This is a genomic window from Allobosea sp. 2KB_26 (genome assembly GCF_052115715.1).
Classification (GTDB): domain Bacteria; phylum Pseudomonadota; class Alphaproteobacteria; order Rhizobiales; family Beijerinckiaceae; genus Allobosea.
Window position 1 is genome coordinate 90,934 of record NZ_JBFRHE010000002.1, and the last position, 11,230, is coordinate 102,163.

Annotated in this window: 8 protein-coding genes; 2 read left to right on the top strand and 6 right to left on the bottom strand. The window is 65.8% G+C overall.

The window, feature by feature from the left end; genetic code table 11:
• Positions 1-94 precede the first annotated feature (94 nt).
• Genes AB4099_RS08695 through AB4099_RS08710 form a run of 4 tightly spaced genes read right to left on the bottom strand, consistent with a single transcriptional unit; the run spans position 95 to position 4,236 of the window.
• The gene (locus tag AB4099_RS08695) at positions 95-1,408 is read right to left on the bottom strand and encodes a DUF58 domain-containing protein (RefSeq protein WP_441477759.1); all 1,314 of its coding nucleotides are present in this window, start codon (positions 1,406-1,408) and stop codon (positions 95-97) included.
• On the bottom strand, positions 1,405-2,361 hold the full coding sequence (locus AB4099_RS08700) for an AAA family ATPase (RefSeq protein WP_441477760.1): 957 nt from the start codon (positions 2,359-2,361) through the stop codon (positions 1,405-1,407). Before AB4099_RS08700 ends, AB4099_RS08695 begins: the two co-directional genes overlap by 4 nt.
• Positions 2,330-3,565, bottom strand: a complete 1,236-nt coding sequence (locus AB4099_RS08705; RefSeq protein WP_441477761.1) for a hypothetical protein — start codon at positions 3,563-3,565, stop codon at positions 2,330-2,332. The genes AB4099_RS08700 and AB4099_RS08705 overlap by 32 nt, the downstream gene beginning before the upstream one ends.
• Positions 3,565-4,236 carry a DUF4129 domain-containing protein gene (locus AB4099_RS08710; protein WP_441477762.1) on the bottom strand — a complete coding sequence of 224 codons (672 nt, stop codon included), beginning with the start codon at positions 4,234-4,236 and terminating at the stop codon, positions 3,565-3,567. Before AB4099_RS08710 ends, AB4099_RS08705 begins: the two co-directional genes overlap by 1 nt.
• A gap of 460 nt (positions 4,237-4,696) precedes the next feature.
• On the opposite strand from AB4099_RS08710, the gene AB4099_RS08715 reads away from it, so the two are divergent.
• Complete coding sequence (locus tag AB4099_RS08715; protein ID WP_441477763.1) at positions 4,697-5,329, top strand: HAD-IA family hydrolase; 633 nt, start codon at positions 4,697-4,699, stop codon at positions 5,327-5,329.
• Positions 5,330-5,567: 238 nt separating this feature from the next.
• Here the strand turns inward: AB4099_RS08715 and htpG are convergent, their stop codons facing one another.
• Positions 5,568-7,448 carry a molecular chaperone HtpG gene (gene htpG / locus AB4099_RS08720; RefSeq protein WP_441477764.1) on the bottom strand — a complete coding sequence of 627 codons (1,881 nt, stop codon included), beginning with the start codon at positions 7,446-7,448 and terminating at the stop codon, positions 5,568-5,570.
• A 201-nt stretch (positions 7,449-7,649) separates the two neighbouring features.
• Entirely contained in the window at positions 7,650-9,827 is a 2,178-nt protein-coding gene (katG, locus tag AB4099_RS08725; RefSeq protein ID WP_441477765.1) for a catalase/peroxidase HPI, read from the bottom strand.
• Positions 9,828-10,133: 306 nt separating this feature from the next.
• Between katG and AB4099_RS08730 the strand changes: the two genes are divergently transcribed.
• Entirely contained in the window at positions 10,134-11,039 is a 906-nt protein-coding gene (locus AB4099_RS08730) for a hydrogen peroxide-inducible genes activator (RefSeq protein WP_441477766.1), read from the top strand.
• Positions 11,040-11,230: the final 191 nt, after the last annotated feature.

Consider the following 11,230-nt stretch of genomic DNA (forward strand, 5'->3'; position numbering starts at 1 on the left):
CAGGCCGTTTCGCGGCTCTTGCGGAACTCGCTGCTGCGTAGCGAGATTGTCGGTACGGGAGCCGGCTGGGCGCCGGGCGAGCGCGCGCGCGGGTCTATAACAGCCCCCTTTGCTTGATCTGGAGGTAGCGATTGACGAGGCCGACGGCCGGTCCGCGCGGTGGGATCTCCAGGCAATGCACGCCCATGCGCGTCAGCCGCTCCAGCACGACGGCACGTTCCCGCAGCAGGTCGTGGGCAACGACCGCCTCGGCGACCGATTGAAAGCGCTCGGGCTTTGCTTCGACGATGCTCGGCAGCAGCGGATCGCGCAGGGTGACGAAGATTACGGCATGGCGGTTTGCCATGCGCTGCAGGCTTTCCAGCAGCAGTTGGGCGGTGGTCGTATCGATGAATTCCGTGAACAGCACCACGAGCGCCCGCCGTTTCAGGCGCGCATTGAGCTCGGCCAGTCCAAGGGTGAAGTTGGTTTCTTCAGTCTGGTAGCCGAGCTGGCTGGAGGCGTTCTGAAGCCGGGCGAAAGAACTCATGCCGCGCGACGGCAGCATGAACTGCCGGATGCGTGCATCGAAGCCGAAGCTGCCGACATAATCGCCGCTGCGCAGCGAGACCCAGCCGAGCAGCAGGCCGGCATGGATTGCGTGGTCGAGACGGGAGAGGCCGTCGATCGGTTCGGCCATCAGGTAGCCGGTGTCGAAGGCGAGGATGATCTGGTGGTTGCGCTCGACCTGAAACTCCTTGGACAGCAATTTGAGATGCTTGGCGGAGCGTTTCCAGTCGATGAAGCGGTTGTCGATGCCCGGAACATGCTCCCGCAGCGCTTCGAATTCGGTGCCTTCGCCCTTCTGGCGCTGGACACGGATGCCGTCGATCGCGTCCCGGCTGAAGAACTGTATGCCGGCCGAAGCGATGCCGCGAATGTCGGGAACGACGTCGAGTGCCAGAGTCAGCGGCCGCCGATGGGCGCGCGTGGCCAGGCCGAGTGGCCCTTGCCAGCGAAGCCACAGGGCATCGATGGATAGGCGGCCGCGACGATGCGGCAAGAGCGGCAGCGTCGTCTCGCCGGCTTGGCCGGGCGTGACCGGCAGCCGGCGCAGTTCGGGTGGGGCGAGGTCGCCGCGCTGCTCGGCAAGCACATCGAAAACGAGTCCGCGCGCGGCGCTGGCGACGCCGATTTTGACCGTCAACTCGCCCTCGCTGCCGATGAAGAGCCGGCTTGGTGCATCGGTTGCGATCTCCAGGCGGGAGGGCCGGACGCAGAGCACGGCATCGACCGCGATCAGCGCCAGGACGAACAGGGCAAGATCGAGCGAGATCGGCCAGAGCGCCGCGTCATAGGCCAGCAGGATGACAGCGACCGGGAGGGTCGCTCCGAAGACCAGAACCGCGCGCAGCGTCGGCCTGATCATCGCGGTACGGCGACCTGGTCGAGCAATTCGCTGACAACGCTGTCGCTGACCAGGCCCTCGATCTCGGCGTTGGGCGCTAGCACGATCCGATGGCGCAGCAGCGGCAGCGCGAGGAACTTGACGTCGTCGGGAATGACGAAGTCGCGGCCCTGCGTGGTTGCCCGGGCCCGGCTTGCCGAAGCCAGCATGGTTGCGGCGCGGGTCGAGGCGCCGGTTTCGATGGCAGGGTGGCTGCGCGTCGCGCGAATGATGTCGACGATATAGGCGACGAGGGGCGCGCCGAGATTGATCCGGGCGACAAGGTCGCGCGCAGCGAGCAGTTGCGCCTCCGTCACGACGGCCGACAGTCCGAATTCCGAGAGCCTGGGCATGGCGGTGCGGTGCCCATGGCGACCCACGATGTCGCACTCCTCCTCCCTGCTCGGATAGGTCAGGTTGATCTTGAACAGGAAGCGATCGAGCTGAGCCTCGGGCAGGGGGTACGTGCCCTGCTGTTCGATCGGGTTCTGCGTCGCGACCACCATGAACGCATCGCCCAGCGGATGGGTGACCCCGTCGATCGTGACATTGCGTTCATTCATCGCCTGCAGCAGCGCGGCCTGCGTCTTCGGCGGAGTGCGGTTGATTTCGTCGGCGAGCAGGATGTCGGCGAAGATCGGCCCGTGCGTCAGGGTGAAGCTGCTCGTCTGGAAGTTGAACAGGTTGGTGCCGAGCAGGTCGCCGGGCATCATGTCGGGCGTGAACTGGATACGCCCGAAGCGCAGCGACAGGCCGGTGGCGAAGGACTGCCCGAGAAGCGTCTTTGCGGTGCCGGGAACGCCTTCCAGCAGCACATGCCCGCCGCAGAGCAGGCTGACGAGCATCAGTTCGACGACCTCGTCATGGCCGACGACGGCCTTTCGGATCTCGTTGCGGATCTGTTCAGTGATCGCCGAGACGTTGCGGAATTCCATTCACCAGATCCTTGCGCCATCGATGGATCGTCTGCGCCGCGGTGAGCAGCGAAGCGAGGTCGCGGGGCCTGGCCTTGGCCGCTCGCTCCAGTGTTTCGAGGGATGTCGTGTCGATGCCGCGTTCGGCTGCGGTCTTGCCGAGCCATGCGACGAGTTCCGGCCCCGCCAGCCGTGGCGGGGCATGGAGGATCCGGGCGGCATCCTGCAGCGCCAGGCCGATATAGCGGTGCAGGATCGCGGCATGGTGGCCAGCATGGTCGATCAGCGAGGCGGCGTTGCCGATCAAGGCATGCCGGCCGGCCTCGACCTGGCGCGGAAGGGTCTGCGCAGCGCCGAAGCGGCCCATTGCGGCGAAGAGGAGGAGCGCGAGGCCGGCGATGAACTGGAGAAGCGCAAGGTTGAACGGAAATTCGTAGAGGAATTTCAGGAGATTGGGCGGGGACCGTTGGAAGCCGTGGATCGTCTCGTCGAAGACCAGTGTGCCGTTCTGTCCTCCAAGCAGGGCCGCGACGATATCCCGGACGAAATCGGCGTTGCGATCCTTCCCGATGCCGTGATTTTCGAGCGGATCGGGGTCCGACAGGATCCAGATACGCCGAGTGCCCTCCTGCAGTTCCCCCAGCAGGATGCCATCGCTGGAGGCGATCAGGGGCTTTAGCTTCGAGCCCTTGATGAGCTGCATCTGGCCATGCACCGTGGGTGCGACCGAGGCGATGTTCGGCTGAGAGGAGGCGGGAGGCGCTACGCGGACGATCTCGCCGCCATTGGCCACGGCGCTGAGAACCGCTTGGGCGCGCAGCACGGGCGCAAGCTCCACTGCGCCGATCCAGTCGCGGCGTCGTTCGTCCCCGCGCACGCTCCATTTCGGCAGGACGAGCAGGATCGTCTTCGCGCTCAGGACCTTGTTGCGATCGTCCTCGCCGCTGAGATTGCCGGAGGGCTCGGCCAGGACGAGAACGCCGTTCGATCCCAGCATGGCGAGCGGTTGATGCTCGCCCCGTACGGCCTTATGGCCGAGAGCCTGGACCAGTTCGAAGACGGCGAGATGACCGACCGCCGAGCGGGAATAGCTGTTGGCGCCGAACGCGTTGCCCGGGGTGTTGAGCCCGCCGGCGCCCGTCAGCAGGAGCGACGCGGCAAATAGCGCGCCGAGCGCTGCCGCCAGCGCGGCCAGGACGCGGGGCTGGAAGGTCGCGGTGCTCATCAGGCCGGGACCGCGGCAAGGGAGCGTTTCAGCATGTCGAATTCTTCGCGACAGCCGGCATAGTCCTCGCGGTTCGCCTGCCGGCCGCCATAATAGGTTCGCTCGACCGAATGAACGATCGCGGCAAGAGCGCCGCGCCCGGCCTGCGGCAGCTGTACCCGCCGCACGATCTCGCGGCTCGTCAACGATGCCGCGAAGCTGACGCCGAGACGCATCCGGATTTCGGCCAGGCTCTTCAGCAGCAGCACATGCATCGCCTCGCCATAATGTCCCTGGCTCGCGAGATCGTCGGCCTCGACCTGCGCGTCCTCCATCCGGCTCGACGGGTTGGAGGCGGGGCGCAGCGCCTCCCGTGCTGCGATCTTGCGCGACCTGCTGAAGGCTGGGAGGCTGTCGCGCAGGGACCAGATCGTCACGGCGATGCCCAGGATGACGGCGCCCCAGAGCATGATCCTTACCGTCTCGGGCGACAGATCGAGCTTCAGCCAGTCGAGCCAGGACCGCGGCTTGACGATCTCTGCCGGCATGTCGGCCTGCAAATCCCAGCGCCCGATGCTCTGCCTGACGATGTCCCGCGCATCCGACGCCGCCCGTGCCGCGCCGCAGCCGATGAGCAGAGACAGTGGGACGAGCGAAATGGCGACGCGCTTCACGGTCTCTCGAATCGGCATCCGGTTGCTGCATACTATGGAGGGAAAGTACCGGCTGCGCGAGGGCGAAGCTTAAAGATGATCCTATCCTCGCACATGCCCGGAATGCCGCTCGTCCTGTTCCGGATCGGATCTCCGCGAGCGTACTTGCTGGTATCTTTGCCAAGTCCGATGATCGGATGCGCGCGACCTCATCATCGAGACGCTCGAAGAGCGGGGGCTCGCGCCGCCTGATCCAGTTGCGTCACGCCTGATCGTGAGTTCCGTAACACAGCGTCAGCGCGCGACCCCGCACTGGGCCGGACCATGTTGCTGACGACTGACCGGTGAAAATCCCAAAATGGGCTCATTCCCCAAAATGCCGCTGTCCTTGGCGCCAGCAAAACGCTACCGGACAGGCCGCATCTCATTCGAATGAATGTCCTCCACCGCCGCCAATAAGGGTATTGCCGGCAAAGCTCTCACACGTTCCCCTGCTGTCATGCCTCGCTACTCTCTTGCCATCTTCGATTTCGACGGCACGCTTGCCGATAGTTTTCCATGGTTCTGTTCGGTGCTGAACGAGACCGCCCGGCGATTTGGCTTCCGCGAGGTCCAGGAGCAGGAGAGGGACGATCTGCGGGCCCTTGGCAGCCGCGAGATCGTTGCCCATCTCGGTGTTCCCCTGTGGAAACTCCCCGCGATCGCCGCGCATATGCGTCAGCTCAATGCGCAGAGCCAGGGCGAGGTTCGTCTCTTTGACGGGGTCGAACAGGCGCTCGCAAACCTCGCCCGTCATGGCATCAGGATCGCCGTCGTCAGCTCCAATGCGGAGGAGACGATCCGGCGAACGCTGGGCAGGGCCGCGGACCATGTCAGTGCCTTCGATTGCGGTGCCTCGCTCTGGGGAAAGAGCGCCAAGTTCAAGGCTGTCGCGAAGCGGCTTGGCGTCCCCCGGGAGCGCGCGATTGCGATCGGCGATGAGCTTCGCGACATCGAGGCCGCCCGCAAGGCCGGGATGGCCTGCGGCGCAGTGACCTTCGGCTACAACGCCCCTGCGGCGTTGCTCGCGCAATGGCCGGATCTGGTGTTCACGGATTTCGCCGATCTGCAGGCGCAGCTGACTGGCGCCTGAGGCTCATGCTCACCGCCTGAAGCCGGCCCATCCAGACGATTCAATGTTGCAGAGTTCTCCCGCAACTCCTTGGTCTTGCGTGGGAAAAGTCGCTTCAACGACGCGGCCGGATCGGCTCCCGCCAGCTCTCCGGCTTTCGTTCGACGCCTGCAAGCAATCCGGGAGATAGTGGCCGGCGCCTTCGTCTGGAGCCGAGAGGGCGTGCGTGCCGGACGGGCACGCACGCTGCATGCGGTCTTTACGAGGCTGCCAGGCCAAGCGCGATCAGCCGGCTCAGGCGCTCGGAGAACGCCTTGGCATCGGTGGGGCGCTCGCCGTCGAGCACGCGGGCGGTATCGAGCAGGAGGTTCGCGACATCGCTGCGCACGGCCTCGTCCCGGACGCCGGCCAACCCGACGATCATCGCGTGCCGCGGATTGACCTCGAGGATCGGCTTGCTGGCGCTCTCGATGCGCCCGCCCGCGGTCAAGAGCCGCTCGAACTGACGATCCGGGCCGTCTTCCGCAGCGACAAGGCAGACCGCGCTGTCGGTCAGCCGGTCGGAGGCCCTGACATCGGCGATCTCACCCGCGAGAACCTCCTTCATCGCCGCGAGCAAGGCCTGAACCGCCTCGCTCGTCTCGGAAGAGGGCGGCGTCGCATTGTCGAGCAGGGGGATCAGGCTGAGATCGGCTGCGCCTTGCGTCACCGACTTGAACGGCTTGCCCTCGAATTCTGGCGCTCCCGAGACCCAGAAGCTGTCGACGGGGTCGCTCAGCAGCAGCACCTCGATGCCGCGCGCCCGAAAACCTTCGAGCTGCGGGGAATCCGCGATCCGGCCTGCATCGTCGCCGGCGATATAGTAGATCGCCGTCTGGTTCTCCCTGAGCGCCGCGACATAGTCCTTCAGGCTGCGCCGGCCGTCGCTTGCGGCCGTCGTCTTGAAGCGGGCGAGGCCGAGCAACTGGGCGCGACGCTCGAAATCCTCGTAGATCCCTTCCTTGATGACCGCGCCGAAATTCTCCCAGATCCTGGCGAAGGTATCGCCGTCCTGTTCGGCGAGCTTCGACAGCTCGGAGAGGACGCGGCTGGTCACGCCCTTCTTGATCGCGCTCAGCAGCGGGCTGTCCTGGATCATCTCGCGCGAGACGTTCAGCGGCAGATCGGCGGTGTCGACGATGCCGCGCACGAAGCGCAGATAGCGTGGCAGGAACTCCGCCTCATCGGTGATGAAGACGCGCTTCACATAGAGCTTGATGCGGCCCTTGCGATCGGCATCGAACAGGTCGAAGGGGCGCCCGCCCGGCACGAAGAGCAGCGCGGTGTATTCGTGGCGGCCCTCGGCCCGGAAATGGATCGTCGCGCTCGGCTCGTCGTATTGCGCGGCGACGCTGCGATAGAAATCCGTGTAGTCCTGCGCGCTGATCTCGCTCTTGGGCTTGGCCCAGAGCGCCGCGCCGTCGGCCAGCGTGGTTGCCTCCGCGCCCGGCTTCTCGATCAGCGAGATCGGCACCGGCACATGGCCGGACTGATCCCTGACGATGCGCTCCAGCGTCCAGCGCTCGGCATAGGATTTGGCATCCTCCATCAGATGCAGCGTCACGCGCGTGCCGCGCTGGGGGGCATCGTCCAGCGCGACGGGGGCGACGGTGAATTCGCCCTTGCCGTCCGATGACCAGAGCCAGGCCTCGTCGCTGCCGGCGCGGCGGCTGACGACCTCGACCTTGTCCGCGACCATGAAGGCCGAGTAGAAGCCGACGCCGAACTGGCCGATGAGCTGCGCGCCTTCCTTGCCCTCGGCGGTCGCGATGCGCTCCATGAAGCCGCGCGTGCCGGAGCGGGCGATGGTGCCGAGCGCCTCGATCATCTCGTCGCGGCTCATGCCGATGCCGTTATCGGCAATGACGAGCGTACCGGCCTCCGGGTTGGCCGCGATCGTGATGGCGAGCTTCAGGTCGTCGCCGAGAAGCTCTGGCCTGGCGATCGCCTCGTAGCGCAGCTTCTCGCTGGCATCGGCGGCGTTGGAAATCAGCTCCCGCAGGAAGACATCCCGGTCCGAATAGACCGAATGCACCATCATGTGGAGCAGGCGGGAGACATCGGCTTCGAAGCTGCGGCTTTCGGCGGTCTGGGTTGTCATGGCTGCATGCTGTCTGGCTGGGGAACTCGGCGCATCAGATGGCCGGAATAGCCGGATCTTGCAAGGCCGGGCGGGGCCCATGGACGTCCGTGGCGCCGGGCTCTCGCTTACCCCCAGCCAGGAGCAGACCCTGGCTCGCGCGCAAGGGCAGAGGATCAGCGGCCGCCCGGGAGCGGCCGCTGAATGTATTCTTCGTCCGGATCAGACCAGATCGAAGCGATCGAGGTTCGTCACCTTGGTCCAGGCCGCAACGAAGTCCTTCACGAACTTCGCCTGCGCGTCCGAGCTGGCATAGACCTCGGCCAGCGCGCGCAGCACCGAGTTCGACCCGAACACCAGGTCGACGCGCGTGCCCGTCCATTTCGGGGCGCCGCTCTTGCGGTCGGTGCCCTCGAAGACGTCCTTGGACTCAGGCTTCGCCTTCCACTGCGTGCCCATGTCCAGCAGGTTGACGAAGAAGTCGTTCGTCAGCGCGCCGGGCCGGTCGGTCAGGACGCCGTGGCTCGTGCCATCGACATTGATGTTGATCGCGCGCAGTCCACCGACCAGCACGGTCATTTCGGGCGCGGTCAGCGTCAGCAGCTGCGCCTTGTCGATCAGGGCCACCTCGGCCGGCACCTTGAGGGTCGCCTTCTGGTAGTTGCGGAAGCCATCCGCCTGCGGCTCCATCACGTTGAAGGCGTGGATGTCCGTCTGCCCCTGCGAGGCATCGGTGCGGCCCGGCGCGAACGGCACGGTCACGGCCTGGCCGGCAGCCTTCGCCGCCTGCTCGACGCCGGCATTGCCCGCCAGCACGATCAGGTCGGCCAGGGAGACCTCCTTGCCGCCGGTCGCGGCCAGGTTGAACTCCGACTGGATGCCCTTGAGGACCTTGAGCACATTGGCGAGCTGCAGGGGCTGGTTGACCTCCCAGTCCTTCTGCGGCGCGAGGCGAACGCGCGCGCCATTGGCGCCGCCGCGCTTGTCGCCGCCGCGGAAGGTCGAGGCCGAGGCCCAGGCGGTGCCGACGAGCTCGGAGACGCTCAGGCCCGAGGCCAGGACCTTGGCCTTCAGCGCAGCGACATCCTCGTCATTGATCAGCGGATGCTCGATGGCCGGCACCGGATCCTGCCAGGTCAGCTCTTCCCGGGGCACTTCCGGTCCGAGATAGCGCGAACGCGGGCCGAGATCGCGATGGGTCAGCTTGAACCAGGCGCGGGCGAAGGCCTCGGCGAAGGCCTGCGGATTCTGCAGGAAGCGGCGCGAGATCTTCTCGTAGACGGGGTCGACGCGCAGCGACAGATCGGTCGTCAGCATCGTCGGCTTGTGCTTCTTCGACGGATCATGGGCGTCGGGGATGACGTCCTCGGCGTCCTTCGCCTCCCACTGGATGGCGCCGCCGGGGCTGCGCGTCTGCACCCATTCGAACTTGAACAGGTTCTCGAAGAAGTGGTTGCTCCACTGCGCCGGCGTCTGAGTCCAGGTGACCTCGATGCCGCTGCCGACAGTGTCGGCGCCATGGCCGGTGCCGTAATTGCTGGCCCAGCCCAGCCCCTGCGCCTCCAGGCCGGCGCCCTCGGGCTCCGGTCCCTTGTGGGATTCGGGCGCTGCGCCATGGGTCTTGCCGAAGGTATGGCCGCCGCCGATCAGCGCGACGGTCTCCTCGTCGTTCATCGCCATGCGGGCGAAGGTCTCACGGATGAAATGGGCCGCCGAAAGCGGGTCGCCATTGGCGCCGGGGCCCTCCGGATTGACGTAGATCAGACCCATCTCGGTGGCGCTGAGCGGCGCATCGAACGTGTCGAGCGGGCGATGCGTCAGCCAGGCGGTCTCGGAACCCCAGTTGACGTCGAGATCGGGCTCCCAGCTATCGGCTCGGCCGGCAGCGAAGCCGAAGGTGCGGAAGCCCATCGTCTCCAGCGCGACATTGCCGGTGAGGATCATCAGGTCGGCCCAGGAGATCCGCTGGCCGTATTTCTGCTTGATCGGCCAGAGCAGGCGGCGCGACTTGTCGATATTGACGTTGTCCGGCCAGCTGTTGAGCGGGGCGAAGCGCTGCTGGCCGCGGCCAGCACCGCCACGGCCGTCGCTCAGGCGATAGGTGCCGGCGGCGTGCCAGGACATGCGGACGAATTGCGGGCCGTAATGGCCGAAATCGGCAGGCCACCAGTCCTGCGAGTCGGTCATCAGCTTGCGCAGGTCGTTCTTCAGCTCTTCGTAGTCGAGCTTGCTGAATTCCTGGCGGTAGTCGAAGGCCTGGTCCAGCGGATCGGACTTTGAGGAGTGCTGGCTCAGCAGGTCGACGCGTAGCTGGTTGGGCCACCAGTCGCGGCTCTGGGTCCCGCTGGTCCCGTGAGCGACCGGGCATTTCCCAGCTCCACCCTCAGATTTCGCATTCATGATTCTCTCCAGTTCACGTTACGCTGCTTGCGCGTTTCTCAATCACGGGCGGGTCGGTGCCAGGGCAGGCGATCCGCTTTCATGGCCTGCCTGGCAGGCCTGCCAGCCGGGTGGCTGGAAACAGGAACGATCGACGGGCGCTGGCGGCTGGACTGGGCCAGGTCGGCCATGAGCGGAACGCCACCGGTCTTGATCATGCGGGGCGGTCTCGGCATTGCCTGCTCCTCGTCGTCGCAAGGAGCCTCTTAGCAAAAGGGTTTCATTATATTAATTCTGATTTTCTGATTGCGTCGATAAGCTAAGATTATGACGAACCTGACACTGAAGCAGCTGCGCTATTTCGAGGCGCTGGGCCGCCACCGCCACTTCGGACGCGCGGCGGAGAGCTGCGCCATCTCCCAGCCAGCTCTGTCGATGCAGATCAAGGCCTTCGAGGAAGAGCTCGGCGCCGAGCTTTTCGAAAGGGACCGGCGCCAGGTCCGGCTGACGAGTTTTGGCGAAGAGATCGCGCTTCGGACCAAGGACATCCTGCGCTCGGTCGATGAGCTTGAAGACTATGCGCGCAGCTCGCGCGGCGGGCTGGTCGCCAGGCTGCGCATCGGCGTGATCCCGACGGTCGCGCCCTATCTGTTGCCGGGCCTCATCGCCGACCTGACCAGCCTCTATGAGGGGCTGGACCTTCATGTCCGCGAGACGCTGACGCCAAAACTTGTCCAGGAGCTGAATGAAGGCCGGCTCGACATGGCGGTCGTGGCGCTACCGGTATCGGAGCCTTCGCTGACCGAGGCCGCGCTCTTCACGGAACGCTTCGTCCTGGTCAGGCCGCGCGAGGATGAGGGAAAGCCAGCCCCCAATCGCGAAGATCTTCACGAAATGCGGTTGCTGCTGCTGGAGGAGGGGCATTGCTTTCGCGAGCAGGCTCTGTCGTTCTGCAACAAGACCCCACGCGCCATGCAGCCACGCGATCTGCTGGACGCAAGCTCCCTGTCGACATTGGTCCAGATGGTCGATGCCGGCCTGGGCGTCACCGTGATTCCCGAGATGGCGGTCGCGGTCGAGACACGCTCGGCTTCGGTCTCAGTCACGCGCTTCAAGGATCCCCAGCCGTCGCGCACGATCGGCATGGTCTGGCGCAAGACGAGCCCGCTGGCGAAGCAGTTTGCGCAGATTGCCGAGGCCGTGCGCCTCTCGGCCGGGGCCCGTCGGTCGTAGGGCGCGAAATCAGACTGCGAACACCCCGCGCAGTCGTGTATTCGACCGGGGCTGGAGCGCTCACTGGCGTGGTGGATGGCGCCTCGCCGCTGGGTGTCTAAGCCGAGGCGGACATCGCGGGCGGAAAGGCCTGCTGCGAATGATCGGCTGCAAGCTGGTGGCCGGACGACGCCGACATGGACTTCAGCGTC

Bases quoted from the DNA above. Each gene is read 5' to 3' on its own strand.
- htpG (WP_441477764.1), bottom strand. From the start codon at position 7,448: ATGACAACCCAGACCGCCGAAAGCCGCAGCTTCGAAGCCGATGTCTCC.
- AB4099_RS08695 (WP_441477759.1), bottom strand. From the start codon at position 1,408: ATGATCAGGCCGACGCTGCGCGCGGTTCTGGTCTTCGGAGCGACCCTC.
- AB4099_RS08715 (WP_441477763.1), top strand. From the start codon at position 4,697: ATGCCTCGCTACTCTCTTGCCATCTTCGATTTCGACGGCACGCTTGCC.
- katG (WP_441477765.1), bottom strand. From the start codon at position 9,827: ATGAATGCGAAATCTGAGGGTGGAGCTGGGAAATGCCCGGTCGCTCAC.
- AB4099_RS08710 (WP_441477762.1), bottom strand. From the start codon at position 4,236: ATGCCGATTCGAGAGACCGTGAAGCGCGTCGCCATTTCGCTCGTCCCA.
- AB4099_RS08705 (WP_441477761.1), bottom strand. From the start codon at position 3,565: ATGAGCACCGCGACCTTCCAGCCCCGCGTCCTGGCCGCGCTGGCGGCA.
- AB4099_RS08730 (WP_441477766.1), top strand. From the start codon at position 10,134: ATGACGAACCTGACACTGAAGCAGCTGCGCTATTTCGAGGCGCTGGGC.
- AB4099_RS08700 (WP_441477760.1), bottom strand. From the start codon at position 2,361: ATGGAATTCCGCAACGTCTCGGCGATCACTGAACAGATCCGCAACGAG.